17 protein-coding genes and 2 tRNA genes are annotated in these 21,991 nt (G+C 73.7%); 11 read left to right on the forward strand and 8 right to left on the reverse strand.

Translation table 11 applies throughout. The features are described from left to right. Positions 1-37: 37 nt before the first annotated feature. Positions 38-1,054 (reverse strand): zinc-dependent alcohol dehydrogenase family protein, encoded by a 1,017-nt coding sequence (locus tag ANAEK_RS16900; protein WP_012527349.1) that lies wholly within the window; start codon positions 1,052-1,054, stop codon positions 38-40. A 123-nt stretch (positions 1,055-1,177) separates the two neighbouring features. On the opposite strand from ANAEK_RS16900, the gene ANAEK_RS16905 reads away from it, so the two are divergent. Further along, positions 1,178-2,083, forward strand: coding sequence for a LysR family transcriptional regulator (locus ANAEK_RS16905; protein WP_012527350.1), 906 nt, complete (start codon positions 1,178-1,180; stop codon positions 2,081-2,083). A 402-nt stretch (positions 2,084-2,485) separates the two neighbouring features. Here ANAEK_RS16905 and ANAEK_RS16910 read toward each other — a convergent pair. The 3 genes from ANAEK_RS16910 to ANAEK_RS16920 form a co-directional block, all read right to left on the reverse strand. Continuing rightward, positions 2,486-2,559, reverse strand: a tRNA-Pro gene (locus tag ANAEK_RS16910). Between the two features lie 232 nt (positions 2,560-2,791). Then, positions 2,792-4,111 carry an aminopeptidase P N-terminal domain-containing protein gene (locus tag ANAEK_RS16915; RefSeq protein WP_012527351.1) on the reverse strand — a complete coding sequence of 440 codons (1,320 nt, stop codon included), beginning with the start codon at positions 4,109-4,111 and terminating at the stop codon, positions 2,792-2,794. 101 nt (positions 4,112-4,212) lie between these two features. Continuing rightward, positions 4,213-5,967, reverse strand: coding sequence for a M61 family metallopeptidase (locus tag ANAEK_RS16920; protein ID WP_012527352.1), 1,755 nt, complete (start codon positions 5,965-5,967; stop codon positions 4,213-4,215). A 76-nt stretch (positions 5,968-6,043) separates the two neighbouring features. Here ANAEK_RS16920 and ANAEK_RS16925 point away from each other — a divergent pair, with 76 nt between their 5' ends. From ANAEK_RS16925 to ANAEK_RS16950, 7 genes are all read left to right on the forward strand, one after another. Continuing rightward, on the forward strand, positions 6,044-9,400 hold the full coding sequence (locus tag ANAEK_RS16925) for a BTAD domain-containing putative transcriptional regulator (RefSeq protein ID WP_012527353.1): 3,357 nt from the start codon (positions 6,044-6,046) through the stop codon (positions 9,398-9,400). Between the two features lie 190 nt (positions 9,401-9,590). Further along, on the forward strand, positions 9,591-10,430 hold the full coding sequence (locus ANAEK_RS16930) for a hypothetical protein (RefSeq protein ID WP_012527354.1): 840 nt from the start codon (positions 9,591-9,593) through the stop codon (positions 10,428-10,430). A 25-nt stretch (positions 10,431-10,455) separates the two neighbouring features. Continuing rightward, the gene (locus tag ANAEK_RS16935; RefSeq protein ID WP_012527355.1) at positions 10,456-10,683 is read left to right on the forward strand and encodes a FeoA family protein; all 228 of its coding nucleotides are present in this window, start codon (positions 10,456-10,458) and stop codon (positions 10,681-10,683) included. Beyond that, positions 10,680-10,913 carry a ferrous iron transport protein A gene (locus ANAEK_RS16940; RefSeq protein ID WP_012527356.1) on the forward strand — a complete coding sequence of 78 codons (234 nt, stop codon included), beginning with the start codon at positions 10,680-10,682 and terminating at the stop codon, positions 10,911-10,913. Before ANAEK_RS16935 ends, ANAEK_RS16940 begins: the two co-directional genes overlap by 4 nt. Then, positions 10,910-13,132, forward strand: coding sequence for a ferrous iron transport protein B (gene feoB, locus ANAEK_RS16945; RefSeq protein ID WP_012527357.1), 2,223 nt, complete (start codon positions 10,910-10,912; stop codon positions 13,130-13,132). The genes ANAEK_RS16940 and feoB overlap by 4 nt, the downstream gene beginning before the upstream one ends. Further along, positions 13,129-13,308, forward strand: a complete 180-nt coding sequence (locus ANAEK_RS23185; RefSeq protein ID WP_232288473.1) for a hypothetical protein — start codon at positions 13,129-13,131, stop codon at positions 13,306-13,308. Before feoB ends, ANAEK_RS23185 begins: the two co-directional genes overlap by 4 nt. Positions 13,309-13,371: 63 nt before the next feature. Beyond that, positions 13,372-14,394: an L-erythro-3,5-diaminohexanoate dehydrogenase gene (locus tag ANAEK_RS16950; protein WP_012527359.1), complete on the forward strand. Its 1,023-nt coding sequence runs from the start codon at positions 13,372-13,374 to the stop codon at positions 14,392-14,394. On the opposite strand, the gene ANAEK_RS16955 is transcribed toward ANAEK_RS16950, so the two are convergent. Beyond that, positions 14,391-15,287: a hypothetical protein gene (locus ANAEK_RS16955; protein WP_012527360.1), complete on the reverse strand. Its 897-nt coding sequence runs from the start codon at positions 15,285-15,287 to the stop codon at positions 14,391-14,393. The two genes, ANAEK_RS16950 and ANAEK_RS16955, sit on opposite strands and share 4 nt — an antisense overlap. Before the next feature lie 185 nt (positions 15,288-15,472). Between ANAEK_RS16955 and ANAEK_RS16960 the strand changes: the two genes are divergently transcribed. Then, positions 15,473-15,559: transfer RNA gene (locus ANAEK_RS16960), tRNA-Leu, on the forward strand. 117 nt (positions 15,560-15,676) lie between these two features. Further along, entirely contained in the window at positions 15,677-17,164 is a 1,488-nt protein-coding gene (locus tag ANAEK_RS16965; RefSeq protein ID WP_012527361.1) for an Ig domain-containing protein, read from the forward strand. 268 nt (positions 17,165-17,432) lie between these two features. Here ANAEK_RS16965 and ANAEK_RS16970 read toward each other — a convergent pair whose 3' ends face one another. Both ANAEK_RS16970 and ANAEK_RS16975 read right to left on the reverse strand, forming a co-directional pair. Beyond that, positions 17,433-17,801, reverse strand: a complete 369-nt coding sequence (locus tag ANAEK_RS16970; protein ID WP_012527362.1) for a GFA family protein — start codon at positions 17,799-17,801, stop codon at positions 17,433-17,435. A 128-nt stretch (positions 17,802-17,929) separates the two neighbouring features. Then, a complete protein-coding gene (locus tag ANAEK_RS16975; protein WP_232288253.1) occupies positions 17,930-18,337 on the reverse strand; it encodes a CBS domain-containing protein in 408 nt (135 codons plus the stop codon). Positions 18,338-18,743: 406 nt separating this feature from the next. On the opposite strand from ANAEK_RS16975, the gene ANAEK_RS16980 reads away from it, so the two are divergent. Further along, positions 18,744-21,140, forward strand: coding sequence for a multicopper oxidase family protein (locus ANAEK_RS16980; protein ID WP_012527364.1), 2,397 nt, complete (start codon positions 18,744-18,746; stop codon positions 21,138-21,140). 54 nt (positions 21,141-21,194) lie between these two features. On the opposite strand, the gene ANAEK_RS16985 is transcribed toward ANAEK_RS16980, so the two are convergent. Continuing rightward, complete coding sequence (locus tag ANAEK_RS16985; RefSeq protein ID WP_012527365.1) at positions 21,195-21,797, reverse strand: DUF4440 domain-containing protein; 603 nt, start codon at positions 21,795-21,797, stop codon at positions 21,195-21,197. Positions 21,798-21,991: the final 194 nt, after the last annotated feature.

Consider the following 21,991-nt stretch of genomic DNA (forward strand, 5'->3'; position numbering starts at 1 on the left):
GCTATTGCGAAAGCGACAGATGGACGTCCGCTGGTCTCTACGGGCGCAGGAGCGCCTTGATCGCGCGCCGCTCGTCCATTGCCCGGTAACCTTCCGACACCTGGTCGAGCGGCAGGGTCAGGTCGAACACCTTGCCGGGATTGATCTTGTGGTTCAGCACCAGGTCGATCAGCTCGGGCAAGTAGCGGCGCACCGGGGCGGGTCCGCCGTGCAGGCGGACGTGAGCGAAGAACAGCTGCTGGCCGTCGAGCGCGACCCCGTGCGGAAGGCCGACGAATCCGATGGAGCCTCCCGGGCGCGTCGAGCCGATCGCCTGCATCATCGACTCCTGCGAGCCGACGCACTCCAGCACCGCGTCGGCGCCAACCCCCTTGGTCAGCTCCTTGATGCGAGCCACGCCCCCCTCACCGCGCTCGGTCACGATGTCCGTCGCGCCGAACTCCAGAGCGAGCTTCTGCCGCGAGTCGTGGCGGCTCATGGCGATGATGCGCTCGGCTCCCATCTGCTTGGCCGAGAGCACTCCGAGGAGGCCAACAGCGCCGTCCCCGACCACCGCGACCGTCGCCCCCCGCTTCACGTTGGCCGCCTCTGCGGCGAACCAGCCCGTGCCCATGACGTCAGAGAGCGCCAGCAGGCTCGGGACCAGGTCCTCCGAGGGAACTCCCGGTGTGGCGACCAGCGTCCCGTCCGCCAGCGGGACCCGCAGCCGGCCCGCCTGCGCTCCGCCCACGAACTCCCGGTGCTGGCAGGACGACTGGTAGCCAACCTCACAGCTGGGGCAGGCATTGTCGGAGGCGAAGAACGATCCGATCACGAACTGGCCCGGCTTGACCGACCTCACCGCGCGGCCCACCTCCTCGACGATGCCGCAGTACTCGTGCCCCATCGGAGTCGGCTGGGCGACCGGGTTGATGCCGCGGTAGTCCCACAGGTCCGACCCGCACACGCAGGTGGCCGCGATCCGGATGATGGCGTCCGTCGGCTTCGTGATCCTCGGGGCCTCGCGCTCCTCGAACCGCACATCGCCCGCCCCGTAGAGAACTGCTCCTCGCATGGTTTTCGCCTCCAGCGGCCTCGTCGCTGCCGAGTTCGTGGATGAAGCTATACGGTCGCAATCGTCCGCGGTGGGTCAAGATCGGACGCTCTTAGTATCCATTTCCGCTACAATGATTCCCCTATGCTCGATCGACTGAGTGGGGTTGCGGCCTTCGTCGAGGTCGCCGAGGCTGGGAGCTTCGCCGCCGCCGCCTCGCGCCTGGGCTTGACGCGGTCCGCGGTGGGCAAGATCGTGAGCAGGCTGGAGGGGCGCCTCGGGGTGCAGCTCATCCAGCGCACCACGCGAACCCAGCGCCTGACCGAGGACGGACAGGCCTTGTTCGAGCGGGCCGTCAACGCCCTCGCCGAGATGGAGGCCGCCGAAGCGGCGCTGGACTCCGGCCGGCGGGAGCCTGCCGGCCGCCTCCGCGTGAGCGCTCCGGTGCTACTTGGCAGGAGATGCGTCGCGCCCATCCTGCTCGATCTTGCGCGGCAGCACCCTAAGCTCGAGGTGGAGCTGTCGCTCAGCGATCGCTTGATCGACCTCGTCGCCGACGGCATCGACATCGCCGTGCGCAGGGGTCCGCTTCAGGACAGTACGGGAACCATGGCGCGCAGGCTGATGGGCCAACCCATGACCGTCTGCGCGGCGCCGGCCTACCTTCGCGCGCGAGGGATTCCGCGCACGCTCGATGACCTGGCGACGCACGAGGTCATCGCTTACGTGCGTGGTGGCAGGGCCTCGTCGTGGCGCTTCCCGCTGGCCGAAGGACGAGAGCGCGAGGTCACGCCCAGGGGCCGCTTGCGCCTCGACGACCTCGAGGCGATCGCTGACGCGGCCGAGGCTGGCCTCGGGCTCGCATGGCTCCCGCGCTGGCTCGTCGCTGAACGCGTACGCCGGAAGAAGCTCGTGGGGGTGCTCGCCGATGTTCCGCCCCTGGTCTTCGACTTCTATGCGGTCTGGCCCAAGCCCCCCCACGTTGCCTCGCGGGTGCGTGTCGCCCTGGACGCTCTGGCGGACCGGCTCCCCGCAGCGGTGCGGGGCTGACCCTGCGAGCTACCGCGTGCCAGCTCTCGGCACGGTCCGATGGCTCGCGCCGCGTCCAGCCGGCGCAAGAGCTCCTTCATGTCGCGAGGTGCGCCTCGGCTCCCTGGCAGTCTGACGTGGCGATCCCGGACCCGCACGCCCATGACTCGCGCGGCGAGCGCCAGTACATGCTCGATGGCGGCGTCGCGCCCGAGCGCCCGGAACCACTCCGCCGAATCCGCGAGCGCACGGACGCCGCCCCGGCCCACCTCCGGTGGAGCTTCTCCATGAGGAGCGCTGCGGAGGTCCGTCGGGTCGTCCGCAGGGCTGCACTGCGGAAAGCGCACCCCGGAACGCACCCCGCAGCCCGGAAACACAACGCCCGTCACCCGGAAAGTATCCAAGTGACGGGCGGTTGCTGAGTCGGGGAGACAGGATTTGAACCTGCGACCCCTTGGTCCCGAACCAAGTGCTCTACCAGGCTGAGCCACTCCCCGATGCTGCAGGACGCCGGTGCTTCACCAGGGCCTCGGGAGGGCCTCGGTCCGACGTAAGGCCGCGTATCTACTGGACGGCCGAGAGGGTGTCAAGGGGCTTCTCCGCGGCGGAGACAGAAAAGCCCTGGGGTGCTGGAACGGCTGCACTGCAGGCGTTTCGGGCGCCCGAACCTACGCGCCCGCAGACCCTTCGACGAGGCTAAGGGCGAGCGGCGCGGGAAGCCGGAACCCCCTACCTCACGCAGACCGCCTCCATCTCGCCGACTTCCTTCGGCACGGCCTCGGTCAGGTTCGCGTGGCCGTCCTCGGTGACGAGCACGTCGTCCTCGATGCGGATGCCGACGCCGCGCAGCGCGGCGGGGGCGTCCTGGTCGTCCTCGGCGACGTACAGGCCGGGCTCGATGGTCAGCACCATGCCGGGCACGAGCGGGCGCGACTTGCCGTCGACGTAGTAGTCGCCGACGTCGTGCACGTCCATGCCGAGCCAGTGGCTGGTCCGGTGCATGTAGTACTTCCGGAACGACTTGTCGGCGATGCGCTCGTCCACGCTCCCCTTCAGCAGGCCGAGGCCGATGAGGCCGTCGGTCAGCTCGCGGACGGTCTGGTCGTGGATGGCGTCGAGCGTGAGGCCGGGCTTCACGGACGCGACGGCGCGCTTCTGCACCTCGAGGCAGAGCCCGTACAGCTCGGCCTGCGCGGGGGAGAACTCGCCGGACACGGGGAACGTGCGGGTCACGTCGGCGGTGTACCACTGGTACTCGCCGCCGGCGTCCACGAGGCACACGTCGCCGTCCTTCAGCACGGCGTCGCCGGCGCGGTAGTGGAGGATGGTCGAGTTCACGCCGGCGGCCACGATGGTCCCGTAGCCGGGGCCGCTCCCGCCGCGGCGGCGGAACGCGTACTCGATCTCCGACTGCACCTGGTACTCGCGGCGGCCGGGCAGGCCGTCGCGCATCGCGGCCATGTGCGCCTCGGCGGAGATCTCGGCGGCGCGGCGGAGCTTCGCGATCTCGTCGGGCGTCTTCACGAGCCGCAGCTCGTGGACGATGCGGCCGGGATCGACGACCGCCTCGGGCGGCAGCTTGCCGAGGCGGGCGGCACCGCGCAGCTCGGTGAGGATGCGCGAGAGCCGCGCGTCCCACGCGGCGTCGAAGCCGATGCGGTACCAGAGCGTCCGCGCGCCCTCGACGAGCCGGGGCAGCTTCTCGTCCAGCTCGGAGACGACGTACGCCTCGTCGGCGCCGTACTGCTCCTTCGCGCCCTCCACCCCGGCGCGGCGCCCGGTCCAGATCTCCTTCTCGCGATCCCGCGGCCGCACGAACAGCACGAGCTTCCGCTCGCCGCCGCGCGCGAGCAGCACGGCGCAGCCGGTGGGCTCGTCGAGGCCGACGGTCCACGCGTAGTCGGAGTCCTGGCGGAACAGGTACTCGGAGTCCTGGTTGCGGACCTTCTCGTCGGCGGCGGGGAGCACCATCACGCCGCCGCCTCGCTTCTCCATCTCCTCGAAGACGCGGGCGCGGCGGGCGGCGTGGATGCTGGGGTCGTGGGCCATGGCGGACCCTTATAACCCAGCCCCCGGGGGCAGGCTCGGGCCGTGATCAGGGCACGGCCGGCCGGGGCGCGGCGCCCCGGGGAGTGGCGGGCGCGGGGGCTTCAGCGGGCCGGGAACGGCGCACCGGCCCAGGCCTCGAACGCGGCCTTCTGCGCGTCCGACGGCGCGGCGGCGGGCTCGAGCCAGAGGGTGTCCTCGGGCGCCTTCCCGAGCGTCACGGGCACCTCGACCAGCTCGTCGCGGCGGAACACGGTGAGCCGCACGGCCCCGCCCTCCCCCACCTCGCAGAGCCGGTTCCACAGCGCGCCGGCGTCCACCCGGAAGCCGTCCTCGGCGACGACCTCGTCCTCGGCGTAGAGCCCGGCGCGCCAGGCGGGGCTGCCCTCGCGCACGCTCCGCACCGCGAGCTTGGGCGACGTCGCGAGGTCGGCGCCGAGCCAGCCGGCGGGCGGGCGGTCATCGTGGTTGCCGTTGCCGGCGGGCTTGCCGCCCTTGTCCTCGAAGCCGCTCGCGGCGCGCCGGCGGAGCGCGAGGCCGACGAGGTCGAGGTCGGGCTGGAGCGGCGCGGTCCCGCGCACCCACCGGTCGAAGAACGCCCGCGCGGACGCCTCGCCGAGCAGCTCCGCGGCGACCCGCTCCACGCCGTCCTCGGGCACGCCGCCCTCGGCGAAGCGCGCGTACAGCGTCCGCAGGAGCGCGTCGAGCGAGTGCCCGGCGCGTCGGAGCGCGAGGTCGAGCGCGAGCGCCACCAGCTCGCCCTTCAGGTAGTAGGAGATGGCGCTGTTGGGCGAGTTCTCGTCGGGCCGGTAGTGCTTCACCCAGGCGAGGAAGCTCGCCTCCTCGACGCTCATCTTGCCGGCGCCGGGCGTGCGCTCGAGGCTGGTGAGCGCCTGGCCGAGGTTCTCGAGCCACTTCTTCGGCGACAGGATCCCGGCGCGCACCAGCGCGAGCTGCTCGTAGTAGCTGGTCGCGCCCTCGAACCACCACAGGAGCCGCGTGTACTGCTCGCGCCCGTAGTCGAACGGCACGAACGCGGCGGGGCGGAGCCGCTTCACGTTCCACAGGTGGAAGTACTCGTGCGAGAACAGCCCGAGCGTCTCCACGTACGCGTCGCGCGGGAAGAAGCCGCCGCGCGCCACGTTGAGCGTGGTCGAGCGCGCGTGCTCGAGCCCGCCGCGCCGCTTGTCGGTGACGTGCACGATGAAGAGGTAGCGATCGTAGGGCAGCTCGCCGCCCATGAGCTTCCCGTGCGCCTCCACGATGCGGCGCGCGTCCTCGGCGAGCCGCTCCCCGTTCACGTGCCCGCGCCCCCAGAGCGCGATCTGGTGCGGCTTCCCGAGCGCCTCGAACCGGACCAGCCGGTGCGTGCCGATCTCCACCGGCGAGTCGGCCAGCTCGTCGTAGTCCCGGGCCGTGAACGTCGTCGGGCCGCCCTCGAGCGTGGTCGCGACCGACCAGCCGGCGGGCGGGACGACCTCGAGCAGGTGCGGCTCGCGCTCGCGCCCGGGGACCCACGGGAACACCGCGGCGCCGTTCAGGTAGCCGTGCGTGCCGTCGAGGTGACAGGTCCGGACGGTGAGGTCGTTCGCGTAGACGCGGTAGCGGAGCACGAGCTGCGTCGCGTTGCCGCAGGCGACGCGGACCCGGTGCTTGTCGAGCCGCTCCACGGCGAGCGCTCGCCCGCTGCCGTCCTCGGCGGCGAGCCCCTCCACGTGGCGCGCGTACTCGCGGACCAGGTAGCTGCCGGGCGTCCAGACCGGGAAGCGCAGCTCGGCGGACGGGCCGGGGCGCTCGAGGTGCACCTCGACGTGGAACAGGTGGCCGTGGGGCTCGGGCATCGAGAGGCGGTAGCGCATGCAGCCGCCGAATGTAGCCCGGGATCAAGTCCGCCGCGGGGGCTTCTTGGTACGTTCCCCCTGGGGAGACGCGGCGGTGGAAACCCAGGTCCATCGAGGCGGAGCCCGGCCCGGCGAGCCATCGTCGCCGCTGCTGCGGCTCTACCTGCTCGGACGGTTCGAGGCGGTCCGGGAGGACGCGCCCATCCCCGCGCACGCCTGGCGTCGCCGCCGCCCGGCCGACCTGCTCCAGCTCGTCGCGCTCACCCCGGGGCGCGCGCTCGGCCGCGACCAGGCCATCGACGCGCTCTGGCCGGACAAGGACCCGGCCAGCGGCGCGAACAACCTGCACCGCGCGCTCTACGACCTGCGCCAGATCCTGGGCGGACGGTGGGTCGACATCGAGCGCGGCCAGGTGCGGATGCGGCCGGACGTCTGGGTGGACGTGGACGCGTTCGAGCAGGCCATCGCCGACGGCGGCCGCGAGCGGCTGGCGGAGGCAGTCTCGCTCTACCGCGGCGACCTCTGCCCGGGCGAGCGCGAGGTGCCCTGGCTCTCGGCCCGCCGCGCCGTGCTGCGGGCACGCTTCGTCGAGGCGGCCTACCCGCTCGCCCGCGCGCACGCGGAGGCCGGCGCGGCGGCCCAGGCGATCCCGCTGCTGCGGCGGCTCCTCGAGGTGGACCCGGCCGCGGAGGACGCGCACCGCCAGCTCATGCGCCTGCTCGCGGAGTCGGGGCGGCGCGCGGAGGCGCTGCGGCAGTACGACGCCTGCGAGGGCGCGCTCCGCACCGCGGGCGTGGCGGTGTCCGACGACACGCGGCTGCTGCGCCAGGCGATCCAGCGCGGCGAGGTGGGCCACCCGCAGGCGCGCCCGGCGCTCGACGGCGTGCGCCGCGCGGCGCGGCGGCTGCTCGGCACGGTGGACCCGCCGCCGGTGCGCGGGCGCGGCGCGATCCTGCTCCTGTTCGAGTCGCTGGTGGAGCGCGGCAGCGGCACGCTGGTCCTGCTCGGCGAGCGCGGCGTGGGGAAGACGCGGCTCGCGGTGGAGGGCGCGCGCATCGCGCAGTCCCGCGGCGCGGTGGTGCTCTCGTGCGTGGCCGGCGCGCAGGGCGCGGGCGTGCCGTACGGCCTGTTCGCCGACCTGTTCCGCGAGGAGTGCCGGCTGGCCCAGGGCGTCGCCGACCCGTTCGCCGACGCGAACTTCGACGGCCGGGCCTCGGCGGAGGCGGTGCGCCTGCGGGTGTTCGACGCGGTGACCCGCGGCCTCGCCACGCTGGGCGAGGGCCGGCCGGTGTACCTGCTGCTCGACGAGCTGCACGACGCCGACGAGTCCTCGCTCAACCTGCTCCACCACCTCGCGCTCCACGCCGGCGCGCAGCGCCTCATGATCGTGGGCACCTGCCGCGAGGACCGCATCCACGCGGGCACGCCCATCCAGATGGCGCTGTCGCACCTCGACGGCGGGCGGCTGGCGCGCGGCATCCGCGTGCCGCGGCTCGGCCTGGTCGCCACCCGCGAGCAGGTGGCCGATCTCGTGGGCGGGGTCCCGCCGGACGCGCTGGTGGAGCAGGTGTACCGGGTCACCGACGGCTGCCCGTTCCTGGTGGAGGAGGCGGTGCGCGCGCAGCGCGAGACCGGCCACCAGGTCCCCGCGGAGCCGCGGGCGGGCCTGCGCGCGCGGGTGGCGCGGCTCGGGCCGCGGGTGGAGGGGCTGCTCGCGGCCGCGGCGGTCGCGGGGCAGCGCTTCGACTTCGAGCTGGTGCGGCCGGTCACCGGCCTCACCGCGCACGAGGCGGTGGGCGCGCTGGAGGCGTGCCTGGAGCACGGCCTCCTCGACGAGGACGGCAGCGGGTACCACTTCCACCACGGGATGGTGCGCGACGCGATCCTGGCCGGGCTGGAGCCGACCCGGCGCGCGGCGCTGCACGGCGCCCTCGCCGACGCGCTCGAGGCGAGCGCCGGGCACGAGCCGCCCTCCGAGGCGCTGGCGCGCCACCGGCGCGAGGCCGGCCAGCCGGAGCGTGCGCTGCGCCACCTGGTGGCCGCCGGGCACCGCGCCGCGGCGCGGGCCGGCCTGCGCGAGGCGGTCGCGTTCTACGCGGAGGCGCTCGAGCTGCTGGCCGGCCAGGCGAGCCCGGATCCGGCGCTGCGGCTCGAGCTGCTCGAGGCGATGGGGCGGGTGCAGCTCGAGCTGGGCGAGGTGTCGGGCGCGGCCCGCAGCTTCGGCGACGCGGCCCTCCTCGCCGGCACGGGTGGGGCGGGACGGCCCGACGTGCGCGCCCGGAGCCACCGGCTCGCCGCCATCGCGCACGCTGCCGCGGGGCGGATCGACTCCGCCCTCGCCGAGGTGGCGGCGGGGCTGGAGCCGGCGGGCGACGAGCCGGCGCCGCTCCTCCACCTGCGCGCGCAGCTCGACTGGCACCGCGGGCAGTACGCCGAGGCGCGCGAGTCGGCCCGCGCTTGCGCCGAGGCCGCCGGGCGCGCCGGCGACGCGGACCTGCTCGCCCGCAGCCACGATCTCTCCGCGCTGGCGCGCGGCATGCTCGGGGAGGCGTCCACGCCCGAGGACGAGTCCGATGCGGTGGGGCTGGCCGACCGGCGCGCGCAGGACGCCGCCCCGGAGCACCCGCTCGATCTCCACCTCGTGCTCTGGGACCGCGATCTGCTCGGTGATCTCGCCTGCGCCGAGCTGGCGCGCGGCGCGGGGCTGCTGGTGGACCGGGCCCGGCTGCGCGAGGCCCCGGAGGCCCAGGCGGCGGGCCGGCTCGGCGAGGGCACGTTCGCGCTCGCCGCCGGCCAGCTCGAGGCGGCCGAGCTCGCCATCCGCGCCGCGCTGGACGGGTTCCGCTCGGTGGGCTCGGCGCTCGGCGAGGCGCTCGCGCTCGAGCGGCTGGGCCTGCTGCTCACGGTGCTCGGGCACCTCGAGGAGGCGCGGTCGGTGCTGGGTGAGGCGGTGGTGGTGGCGGAGCGGTCCTCGCTGCGCCGGCACGCGCTCACCCGCATCCACGCCGCCGAGGTGCGCCACCGGCTCGCCTCCGGGCTCACCGCGGCGGCGGAGGACGCGCTCCACGAGGCGAGCGAGACCGCCGCCCGCCACGGCGACTGCCTGGCCTGCGACGCGGCGTTCCGGCCGGAGGCGGTGCGGGTGGCGCTGGCGCGCGGCCGGATCCCCGACGCGGACCTCGAGGTGCTGTCGCTCGAGGAGATCGCGCGGCAGCGCGGGGGCCGCGGGCTCGCGGCGGTGGCGCGCCTGGCGCGCGCGCGGGTGCTCGCGGGCCAGGGGCGCACCGACGACGCGCGGGCGGCGCTGGCGCAGGCGCGGTTCGCGTTCCTCGCCGGCGGGCAGCGCTACGACGCCGCGCGCTGCGTCCGGCTGGAGGCGCGGCTCGGCGGCGCGCTGCCGGACGACCTGAAGGCGCTCGACGCGCTGGTGCGGGTGGACGCGGACGCCTAGCGGTCGCGGGCGGTTGCGCGCTCGCGCGGCCCCGCGGGCCCGGGAATCGCTGCGCCCCAGCCATTTTGATCCAGATCAAACGTTCGGCCACCCCTTGACGCCCGAATCTTGAACATGAGAATGATTCTCAACTTCACCGTTCACGAGCCCGCGCCCGTCCTCCAGCCCTCCCCGCGCCCAGGTCCACCGCATGCCCGTCCCGCGCCCCCTCGTCGTCGCCGCCGCCCTCCTCCTCGCCTCCGCCGCCCGCGCCCAGGCACCGGACGAGCCGTCCCCGCCCGCGCCCGACCACGGCAAGGTGGCCACCGACGACGCGACGCCCGCCGGCGCGGGGACGCGCGAGGTGGAGCTGGCCTACGTCCCGTCCGTCACGCACCACGGCGGCGGCCGCTTCGAGCAGGCGGCGCACGCGCACGTGAACGCGTTCGCGGTCACCGCGCTGGTCGGCGTCACCGACGACCTCGACCTGAAGCTCACCGGCGGCTTCGCCCACGCGATGGATCGCTCCGACCCCGCCATGGCGACCCGCGGCTCCGGCCTGACCGACCTCACCTTCGGCTCGCGCTGGCGCCTGCTCGCCTCGGCGCCGCGGGCGCTCGACGTCATGCTCACCACCGCGGTCGTCGCGCCCGTCGGGCACGAGGCGGCGCCGGGGTCGCTGGGGCTGACGCAGGGCTTCTGGAGCGTCCGGAACGCGCTCGTCGCGTCGAAGGACTGGGGGCGGGTCACCGGCAACGCCGAGGTCGCGCTCACCGTGCCGGTGGGCGGCGGCGCCGGGACCTTCCGGTCGACCACCTGCGGCAACCTCGCCGTCGGGTACGCCGTGCTGCCCTGGCTGCAGCCGCTCGTGGAGGCGAACTACGACCTCGCCCGCAGCGCCGTGACCTCGCAGCGCGTCGCGGTGACCGCGGGCGTGAACCTGACCGGCAGCGGCGGCACGCGCCTGATGGCCGGCGTCCAGCGGGCCGTGTGGGGCCGGAACGTCGTCGAGTCCACCAGCGGGCTCGTCGCGCTCAAGACCGGCTTCTAGCCGAGGGCGAAAGAGGAGCCAGCCGATGATGCCGCTCGGGCTGATGGGCGAGGGAGAGGTCGCGGAGATCGTCTCCGTGCAGTGCGCCGCCGGCGGGACCGCCGCGGCGAGGGTCGAGGACATGGGGCTGCGGCCGGGGAAGCGCGTCCGGATGCTGTCGAACGGCGCGGGCCCGGTGCTGGTGAAGGTGGACGAGTCGCGCCTCGCGATCGATCGCGGCGTGGCCATGCGCATCGCGGTGAGGACGGCATGAGGACGAACCTGGCGAGTCTCTCCCCCGGGCAGCGGGGGCACATCACGGCCATCCGGGCGGCGGGCGCGCTCCGGCGCCGGCTCATGGACATGGGCCTCCTGCCCGGCGAGGAGGTCCGCGTGGAGAAGGTGGCGCCGCTCGGCGATCCCATCGAGGTGACGGTGAAGCGCTACCAGCTCTCGCTGCGAAAGGCGGAGGCGGAGGGCATCGCGGTGGAGGTGGTGTCGTGAGCGCCGCCCGCCCGCTCCGCGACGCCGCGGCGGCCGCGAACGGCCCCGCGCGCGCGGTGACGATCGCCATCGCCGGCAACCCGAACTCCGGCAAGTCCACCCTGGTGAACGGCCTCGCCGGCTCGCGCCTGCAGGTGGGGAACTGGCCGGGCGTCACGGTGGAGCGCAAGGAGGCGTCGTTCGAGCACGGCGGCCGCCGCGTCCGGCTGGTGGACCTCCCCGGCACCTACTCGCTCTCGCCCTGGTCTCAGGAGGAGCGCGTCGCGCGCGACTACCTCGTCGAGGAGCGGGCGCACGTGGTGGTGAACGTCGTGGACGCGACCAACCTCGAGCGCAACCTGTACCTCACCGTGCAGCTCCTCGAGCTGGGCCTGCCGGTGGTGATGGCGCTCAACATCTACGACGAGGCGCAGGCGAAGGGGCTGCGCATCGACGTGCGCGGGATCGAGGAGCGGCTCGGCATCCGCGTGATCCCCACCTCCGCCACGCGCAAGGAGGGCCTGCCGGCGCTGCTCGACGCGGTGCTCGCGACCGCCGACGCGGCCGCCGGCACGCGCGGCAGCATCCCGCCGTCCTACGGCCCGGACCTCGAGGACGCCATCGCCGCGGTGGAGCGCGCCGTCGAGCAGGCCGACCCGGCGCTCGCCGCGAGCGCCCCGCGCCGCTGGCTCGCGCTGAAGCTCATCGAGGGGGACGCGCCGGTGGTGGCGGCGACCGGCCTCGACGCGCCGGCGCTGGTCGAGGCGCCGCTCCGCCACCTCCGGGAGGCCCACGGCGGCGACGTGGAGGCGATGGTCACCGAGGCGCGCTACGCCGTCGCCACCGGCCTCACCCGCGAGGTGCTGACGCAGCCGGCCCGGCCGCGCCGCGAGCTGACCGAGCGGATCGACCGGGTGGTGCTGAACCGCTTCCTCGGCATCCCCATCTTCCTCGCCGCCATGTGGCTGGTGTTCAAGCTCACCTTCGACCTCTCTGCGCCGTTCGGCGACTGGATCGACGCGGCCACCAACGGCCCGCTGAAGCGCTGGGCCGCGGCGCTGCTCGGCGCGGCGGGCGCGCCGGACTGGACCGTCTCGCTCGTGAACGACGGCATCGTCTCGGGCGTCGGCTTCGTGCTGGTGTTCGTGCCGGTCATCTTCGCGATGATGTTCTTCATCACGCTGCTCGAGGCCTCTGGCTACATGGCCCGGGCCGCGTTCGTGATGGACAAGGCCATGCACGCCATCGGCCTGCACGGGAAGTCCTTCATCCCCATGGTGCTCGGGTTCGGCTGCAACGTGCCGGCCATCTACGCGACGCGCACGCTGGAGAGCCACCGCGACCGCGTGCTCACCGCGCTGCTCGTGCCGCTCATGTCCTGCGGCGCGCGCCTCCCCGTGTACGTGCTGTTCGTGGGCGTCTTCTTCCCCGGCCGGTCCGGCACGGTGATCTGGGGCCTCTACGTCCTCGGCATCGCGCTCGCGATCGGGGTGGGCATGGTGTTCAAGCGCACCCTGTTCCGCGGCGAGGCGCCCGCCTTCATCATGGAGCTGCCGCCCTACCGCATGCCCTCGCTGCGGAGCCTCTGCCTCCACACCTGGGAGAAGGGGAAGCACTTCCTCTACAAGGCGGGCACGTACATCCTCGCGGTGTCCGTGATCGTCTGGTTCCTGCTCAACCTGCCGTGGGGCGTCGCGAGCAAGAAGGACTCGCTGCTCGGCCAGGCGGGCCAGGCGGTGGCGCCGGCGCTCGCGCCGCTCGGCTTCGGCACCTGGGAGGCGGCCTCCTCGCTCCTCACCGGCATCATCGCGAAGGAGATCGTGGTCGGCACCATGGGCGAGATCTACGCGCCCGAGGCGCCGTCCGAGCCGGCGGGCCCGGCGCCGACGCTCGCCGAGGACGCGAAGGAGCTGGCGACGTCCTTCGTCGCCGCGGTGGGCGCGGCGGGCGCGAACGTGAGCTCCACGTTCGGCCTCACCTCGCTCCGCGCCGAGGACGACACCGCGCCGGACACGCCGCTCAAGCTCGCGGTCCACCGCGCGTTCACGCCGCTCACCGCGCTCGGCTTCATGATCTTCGTCCTGCTGTACATGCCCTGCGTGGTGGTCGCGATCGCCATGCGCCAGGAGCTGGGCGGCTGGAAGTGGTTCGGCGTCGCGTTCGCGTACCAGACCGCGCTGGCCTGGGGGGTGGCGCTCCTCGTCCACCAGGTCGGCCGCGCGCTCGGGCTGGGGGCGTGACCATGGGCCCCGGCGATCTCGTCGCGGCGGCGGTCATCCTCGGCCTGGCGGTGTGGCTCCTCTGGCGCTCTGCGTTCCGGCGCGGCGGCGGCTGCCCCGGCTGCTCGGGCGCGGGCTGCGGGCGGCCCCCGGATCCCGGCGGCGCCCTCGTGAAGCTGGGCCGGCGCGGGCGCTGAGGGCGGGCGGCGCTCCGTCGCGGGCCTCGACGCCTGGCGGGCGTCCTCCTAAGCTCCGCCGCCATGGATCCCTACGGCCTCCGCCGCGTCGTCTCCCCCGCGGGCGTGCTCCCCCAGCGCGCCGACGTCCTCGACCCGGCGCTGCCGCTCGGCGAGGACGAGCTGTCGATCGACGTCGAGGCGCTCAACGTGGACGCCGCCAGCTTCCGCCAGCTCGAGGGCACGGTGGGCGGCGATCCCGGGCGCATCGGCGACGAGGTGCTCCGCATCGTCCGCGCGCGCGGCAAGATGCACAACCCGGTCACCGGCTCGGGCGGCATGCTCATCGGCCGGGTCCGCGCGCTCGGGCCGCGCCACCCCGCCGCGGCCGCGCTGCGCGCGGGCGACCGGATCGCGACGCTGGTCTCCCTCACCCTCACCCCGCTCCGGATCGACCGCATCCGCGCGGTGCGCCCGGAGATCGACCGGGTCGAGTGCGACGGCGAGGCGATCCTGTTCGCGACCGGCCTGTGGGCGAGGCTGCCGGACGATCTCCCCGAGACCCTGGCGCTCGCTGCCCTGGACGTGTGCGGCGCGCCCGCGCTGGTGGCGCGGCACGTGCGCCCGGGCATGCGCGTGCTGGTGCTGGGCGCCGGGAAGTCCGGCGCGCTCGTCGCGGTCCAGGCCCGCGCCTCCATGGGCGACGACGGCGCGGTGGTGCTGGCGGATCGCTCCGGGCAGGCGCTCGACGCGCTCGGCGCGCTGGGCGTCGCGGACGCGCGGCTGCGGGTGGACGCCACCGACCCGCTGGCGGTGCTCGCCGCGGCCGAGGGCGCGGGCGGGCGCTTCGACCTCGTGGTGAACTGCGCCAGCGTCCCCGGGACCGAGATGGCGGCCATCCTCGCCGCGAAGGACGGCGGGACCGTGATCTTCTTCTCGATGGCGACCAGCTTCACCGCCGCGGCGCTGGGGGCCGAGGGGGTGGGCAAGGACGTCACCATGCTCGTCGGCAACGGCTACGCCCCCGGCCACGCCGAGCTCACCCTCGACCTGCTCCGTCGCCACCCGCGCCTGCGCGCCCTCTTCGAGCAGCGCTACGCGCGCTAGTGGAGGAAGTCCCAGACGGTCGGGACGGTGGCCTCCACCTCGCCGTCCGCGTCGTCGTCCACGGCCAGCGTCGCCGCGCCGCCGCTCGCCAGGCGCACCGCGACGCGGGTGCCGTCGGCCGCGGTGACCGTCAGCTCGCCCATGCCCGGCGGCTCCGGCTCGATCCACGCGATGCTCCCGGCGACCGCGACCGTGAGCGCGCCGTCGATCCCGGTGACGGTGAACGTCGCCGTGTCGCCGCCGGTGGCGAGCGTCTCCCCGCCGGAGGGCGTCGTCTCGGTGTGCACCGAGTACGCGGTCAGCCGCAGCTCGGCCGTGGCGGCGCCGTCGGTGAGGGTCAGGACGAGCGGCGTGCCGGGCTCTGCCTCGGCGTGGTGCGAGACGATGCCGGCGGCCGTCTGGCGCTCGCAGCGGAGCGCGCCGGTGACGTGCGCGGCGAGCGTCGTCTCGCGGATGGTGAAGTCGAGGCCGGAGGCGTGCAGGTCGAGCGTGTAGGCTGTGCCGCCCGGATCGCCGGCGAGCCCGGCCACGGTGGCCCTGGCCGTGCCGCGGAACACGCCCTTCGCGTCCGCGCAGTCGTCGAACGTGATGGCGAACACGTGCCCGACCGCGACCGGGAGCGCCGGGGTGACGGTCACCGCGTAGTTGCCGGTGTTGCACAGCGTGGGCGGGTCGTTCGCGATGCGGCCGACCACCAGGTCGGTGAGCAGGCCGCCCAGGCTCGGCGCGGTGTCGAGGGCGTCCACCCCGAGGCCCGCCACGTCGATCGCGTTCCCGGCGTGGATGGTGTTCCCGCCGCCGTCGTGACCGTCGCCGCCTCCCGAGCAGGCGGTGACCGTCAGCAGGATCGCAGCGGCCGTGCCCCGGATCCCGCGCATGGAGCGGAACGTCATGTGCGCCCCCTCGTCTCCCCCCAGGCAGGCTGAGCGTACGCCCCGCGGATCGACGCAGCGCCCGGGCTGCAGTGTTCCCCCGCTCCGGCCGCGGCGGGCGGTCGCCGCCCGTTCGACGGGTCCGCTGGCGCGCTAGCCCGCCCGCGGTATCATCCCGCCGCCGCGCGGCGCGCGGCCGTCGTCACGGGGCCGTGGCGAAATGGCAGACGCGGGGGACTTAAAATCCTCGGGAGCCGCGAGGCTCCGTCCCGGTTCGAGTCCGGGCGGCCCTACTCTCTCCGGGCGGCGATTCGCTCGCGGTTATGCGACGTTCCCGGGTGCGCGCGCGCTTCGCACTCTCCGTGTGGTACACCTTCCGTCCAGGAAGGTTCACTCGGGGAGGTGCGCCGGTGCCGCGCAACGGGCAGACGTCGGTTCGGATCGTTCCTCACGCCATCGCGTTGATGGTGCTGTGCGCGTGCGATGGGAGCTCCTCGGCCCTACCGGCGGCGCCGGCGGGGCTGGCCTACTCGGAGAACCCCGCCGTCTATCTGCTGTCGAACGCCATCGAGCCCAACGTGCCGAGCAGCCGTGGGGGGCCGGTCACCTCGTACGCCGTCTGGCCCCCGCTCCCGGCGGGCCTGACGCTCGACCGCAGCTCCGGGGTGATCTCGGGCACCCCCACCTCCGTCGCTGTCGCGGGCAGCTACCACGTGACGGCGGCGAACGGCGGCGGCGCGTGCACGGCGACCATCCGCATCACCGTCAAGGCCGAAGGAACGGACGCCTCGGCGCCGGAGCTGGTCACGCTGTCGATCGCCCCCACGACCATCGACACCAGCACCGAAGACCAGGTCGTCCTGCTGACCGCTCACCTCACCGACGACCTGTCCGGCGTGTCGGGGGGCAGCGTCACGTTCAGCAGTCCCTCCGGGTTCAAGTCGCTGTTCGCAAGTCCGACGCAGGCCTCGGGTGACGGGCTGGATGGGATCTACACCTTCACCATCACCGCGCCCCGATACACCGAGCTCGGGACCTGGCACCTCATGGGCCTCCAGGTGTCGGACAACGCCGGCAACGTGCGGTCGTTCCCCGAGACGGAGCTCGTGTCCCGCGGGCTCCCCACCACGTTCGTGAACGCGGGCGCTTCGAGCGATACCGCGGGACCGCAGCTGCGGGCGCTCGCCGTCGCGCCCGCGACGATCGACACCACCGAGCAGGCTCAGCTCGTCACGGTGACGGCTCGCCTCGTCGACGACCTCGCGGGCGTCGGCCCGTTCGTCAGCGTCGCGCTCCGCGGCCCCTCGGGAACCGGTTTCTTCTCAGGTGGGGCGAGGAGGATCTCCGGCGACGCGCTCGACGGCGTCTACACGTTCACCGTCGAGGTGCCCCGTTACGCCGAGTCCGGGACATGGCACCTCGAGGACCTCTCGGTCTCGGACCGCGCTGGCAACGCTGGGAGGCTATCGGAACCGGAGCTCGTCGCGCTCGGCTTCCCCACCACGTTCGTCAACGTGGGCACGGTGAGCGACACCGCTGCGCCTCAGCTGCTCGCGCTGTCGATCACCCCAACCATCATCGACACCCGCGCTCAGGCCCAGACCGTCACGCTGACGGTTCGGCTCGCTGACAACCTCTCCGGCATGGCCGCCTTCGCACTCGTGGGGCTCGCCAGCCCGTCCAGCACGGCATACCTCGGCGTGACACCGACCCTGGTGTGGGGCGACGGCCTCGACGGGATCTACGAGATCACGATCGACGTCCCGCGGTATGCCGAGTTCGGGACCTGGCACCTCACGGAACTCTGGTTGTCGGACAACGCCGGCAATCGAGCGTCCTTCCCCGAGGCAGAGCTCCGCGCCCTCGGGTTCCCGACGACCTTCGGCAACGGACTCTGAGCGACCTCACCGCGTCGCCCTCGTCGCGCCGTTGCGCGCGCCGCCGCCCTCGCCGCCCGCCTCGAGCAGCGGGCGGAGCGGCGCGCGGCCGTTGGTGCCCGATCCCGATCATCCGGACCATCCGCAGGTTGATCCAGACGAAGCGCACGAGCTGCCAGGGCAGGAACGTGCGGAAGAACAGCGTCGCGCGCGAGGGCGTGGGGACGAAGAAGCCGCGATCGGTGCGGGTGGCGCGAAGGCCGGCGCCTCGGGCGCGCCGGCTCGGCCCTCAGTCGATCGGGATGCTCCGCCCGTCGTAGGGCTTCACCGGCACGGTCGCGAGGTCCACGCCGTCGAGGCAGCGGACGTTCAGCGCGACCATGGGCGTGCCGTCGGGCATGGCGCCGCGCGAGAACGAGCGGACGCCGCAGTGGCGGCAGAACAGGTGGTGGATGCGCCGCTTGCCGAACTGGTAGTCGGTGACCGCGTCGTCGCCGCGCTCGAGCCGGAACGCGGCCGCCGGCGCGAACGCGAGGAGCGTGCCGGTCCTCGAGCAGATGGAGCAGTTGCAGGAGATCGCGCCGTCGAGCTTCAGGTCGACCTGGTAGCGAACGGCGCCGCAGTGGCAGCCGCCGGTGTAGGTCTGCGTGTCTGGCATGCGCGACCCATATCAGACGTCGGGACGCGGGCGCTCACCGAATGCGGGCGTTCACGGACCGTCATCGCGATCACGGCGCGGCGGCCGCCCCGGGGGCGGTTCCGCCGCGCCGCGCGCCGATGCTCCACTCAGTGGATCGACGCCTGATCGCTCTTCACCGCCTGCACCGTGTCGCCGATGGAGCGCTCGCTCTCGACCTCGGCGATGTCGGCCAGGCTGATCACGCCGCGGAGCCGGCCGTCGTCGTCGCACACCATCACGCGCGACAGCTGGCGCTGCCGCATGAGCTGCTCCGCGTCCCTCAGGTCGTCGCCGAGCCGGCAGGCCACCACCTCCCGCGTCATGCAGCTCGACACCTGCTCGTCGGCCGTGCGCCCCTCCGCGAGCACACGGATGGCGAGGTCGCGATCGGTGATCGCCCCCACCGGCTCGCCGGCGTCGTTGCACACCGGCACGAACCCGATCTCCTCGTCCCTCATCAGCTCCGCGCAGTCGCGCACCGAGTCGTTCTCCCGGCAGCCCGTCGCACGGCTCATCGCCTGTTCCACCCGCATGGTTTGCCTCCTCCCCCGTGGATGACGGTGCGGATGCCCGCGCGGGCGGCAATGGTCGGGCGCGCGGTCGCCCGTCGGTCGATCCGGTAGCCCCATCAGGGCTGCGCCATCACGGACAGTAAAGAGGCCCTCCGGGATCCGCGGGGTTGCGACCCCGTCGCCCCCCCACCGGGTCCAGGGCGTTCGCGCGGCCCCGCTGCGACATCTGGCCTCCCCCGGGGTCTGTGAGCAGGTGTGCGAGAAGGCTCGGCCGTTCACGTTCCGAGCGAGCGAGCGGGGAGTCGGCGGGGGCCGGTCGCGACGGGGGGGAGCCGAACCAGTCTCGCATCCAGTCACCTCGCCCCGGGCGAGGTGAGCGGCCGAGCCATGTCCACGCAGGGGGGAAACCATGGTCCGCATCCGCATCGTCCTGGCGCTGTCGATCCTCGCCGTCGTCTCGGGGGCGTCGCCACCGGTCGCCGCACAGCCGCTGCCGTCCGCATCGCTCACGCCGCAGACGCCGCTCCCGCCGAAGGCCATCCCGTCGTTCGTGGATCGGCTGCCGGTGCTCTCGGCCAGCGCGGAGCCGCTCTGGTCGGCGTACCCGCGCATCGCGACCGTGGTGGACGACGGCGAGACGCCGCTCGCCGTCCACATGTGCGAGTTCCAGACGAACGTGCTCCCCACCGGCACCTTCGCCCCCGGGCAGCGGCCCGCCACCTGGACCTGGGGATACCGGCTGGGCGGATGTCCCGCGGCCGGCGCGCTCCCGCAGGACACCTACCTCGGCCCGGTGATCGTGGCGACCCGTGGCGCGCCCACCACGGTCCGCTACGTGAACGCGCTCCCCGCCTCGCCCGATCCCATCTCGACGAACCCGCTCGGCACGCACGTGATCGCGTACTCCGACAGCGTGGACCAGACGCTCCACTGGGCCGACGCGAACATGCAGATGTGCATGTCCGACATGCCGCCCGCGCTCCGCGACGTGTGCACGTACCCGTACCGCGACGCGAACGGCGCCATGGGGATCCCGGCGGCGCCGCACCTCCACGGCGGCGAGATCCCCGCCGAGCTCGACGGCAGCCCGGACTCCTGGTTCACCAGCACCGGCATGATGAACGGGCCGACCTGGTACGCGAGCCCGCTGTTCTCACCGGCGCCGAACGAGACCGTCTACCGGTACCCGAACACGCAGGAGGCCGGCCCGCTCTGGTTCCACGACCACACGCTGGGCGCGACGCGCCTGAACGTCTACGCCGGCCTGGCCGGCGGGTACGTGCTCGTCGATCCCGATCAGCAGCTCCCCGCCGGCCTGGAGAACCCGGCGAACATCGTCCCGCTCATCCTCCAGGACCGCATGTTCGACACCACCGGCGAGCTGTTCTTCACCGCCGGCACGAAGGGCGGCCTCCTCTGGGCGCTCAACCCCGAGCACCCGTACTGGAACCCGGAGTTCGTGGGCGACACGCTGCTCGTGAACGGGACGGTGTGGCCGTACCTGGAGGTCGAGCCGAAGCGCTACCGCTTCCTGTTCGTGAACGGCTCGAACGCGCGCACCTACGAGCTGTTCCTCACCAACCCGAAGACCAAGGTCAACGGGCCCTCGATGTGGATCATCGGCACCGACGGCGGCTACGTGGACGCGGCGCAGAAGATCGACCCGACCGCCCTGAAGCCCGCCCCGCAGCGGCTCGTGACCATGCCCGGGGAGCGCTACGAGGTCGTGATCGACTTCGGCGGCCAGCCGGTGGGCACGACGCTCGTGCTCAAGAACGTCGCGAAGACGCCCTACCCCGGCGGCGCGACGCCGGCGGGCGGCCTCTCGCAGGTGATGCAGTTCCGGGTGGCCTGTCCTCCGGCTCCGGCGCAGTGCGGCGCCGGCGGGATCGGCTGGAACCCGGCGGTCGATCCCACGATCCGCAGCGGCGCGAGCGCGGTGAAGCCGCTCGTGTCCTTCGGCACCGGGACGCTCGGCGCCGGCGTGACCGCGCAGAGGACGCGCCTCCTCACGCTGAACGAGGTGATGGGCATGCCGGTGAACGCGGTGAACCCGATCGACGGCGTGATGACCGCGTACCCGGGCGGCCCGCTCGAGATCCTGGTCAACAACACGAAGTGGAGCGGCGCCTCGGCGCGCAACGACCCGGCCTCGGGCACCGCCTACCGCGGCGACTTCACCCAGCTCGCCGCCGGCGGGCTCCGCTACTCCGAGCTGCCGGCGGAGGGCGAGACGGAGCTGTGGGAGATCGCGAACCTGACCGCCGACTCGCACCCCATCCACCTGCACCTGGTGCAGTTCCAGCTCCTCAACCGGCAGGCGCTCGACGTGCCGAAGTACTCGGCGGCGTACGCGGCGGCGTTCCCGCAGGTGAACGACCCCGACACCGGCCAGCCGCGCATGGTGGGCATGAACGTGTGCACCGCCGGCGCCTACTGCCCGGGGTACGGTCCGCCGCTGCATTACGACACCGGCACGCCCGGCAAGCTCGGCGGCAACCCCGACGTCACCCGGTTCCTGAAGAACGTGCCGGTGCCGGCCACGGCGCAGGAGCGCGGCTGGAAGGACACGGTGCAGGTGCCGCCGGGCACGGTGACGCGGTTCGTGGTCCGCTGGGCGCCGACCAGCGCCGACGTCGGCACGACCGCCGCGTTCCCGTTCGACCCGAGCGGCCAGGGCGGCGCGTTCAACTACGTGTGGCACTGCCACATCATCGACCACGAGGACAACGAGATGATGCGGCCGGACACGATCCTGCCCATCCCCGGCGCCAGCCGGAGCTACGTGATGGGCGAGGACTACTGACGGTGCGCGGCGGGGGGCCGGCGCCATCCCGGGGCCGGCCCTGCGCCGCACGGCTCACTTCCCGCCGGCGGGCGGCTCCTTCTCGCCGGCGGGCGGCTCCTTGCCGGCGGCGCCGCCGGCCGCGGCCGAGTCCATCCCCGGCATGTCGCCCCAGCCGCTCTCCATCATCGCGGCGAAGCGCCAGCTCCCGTCCACCCGCACCAGCATCGCGGCGCTGCGCCCGGCCATCTTCTTCTTGCCCATGGTCATCGACCAGGTGTCGCCCACCAGCGCGAGCGAGTCGCTCACCAGGTGGATGGTCGGGTTGTGCGTCACCTTCGCGTCGGACATCGGCTTCGCGTACATGGGCTTCATCACCTCGAGCCACTGCTCGCGGGTCCACGCCTCGGCGCTCCCCTGGCCCTTCGCGTCGTCGGTCGCCATGAGCACCGGGAAGTGCACGAGCGTCGCCGCGGCCTCGACGTCGCCGTTCACCCCGGCGGCGTCCATCGCCTTCATGAGCGCGAGGATCTCCTTCCGGTCGGCGGCCTCGCGCGCGACCTTGTTCGGCTTCCACGCGGCCATGGGATCCGCGCCGGGCGGTGGCGCCGTCTTCTCCTGCGCGGCGGCGGCGGCGGCGGTGAGTGCGACGGTCAGCAGGAGCGCGATCCGGATCATGGTTCCTCCTCGTGGGTTCGTGGGCCGCGCGGGGCGCGGCGCCCCGGCAACATCCTCCTCCGGCGTGGCGGCTGCGCTCGCCCGGGCGGGGCGGCCTCGCCAAGGACGGCGGCACGACGCCGCGCCGGCCGCTCCCTGGGCGGAACGCCGCTCGCTCCCTCGCGGGCACCCGCCTTGACAGGTCATCCAATATG

This window comes from Anaeromyxobacter sp. K, assembly GCF_000020805.1.
Classification (GTDB): Bacteria; Myxococcota; Myxococcia; order Myxococcales; family Anaeromyxobacteraceae; genus Anaeromyxobacter; species Anaeromyxobacter dehalogenans.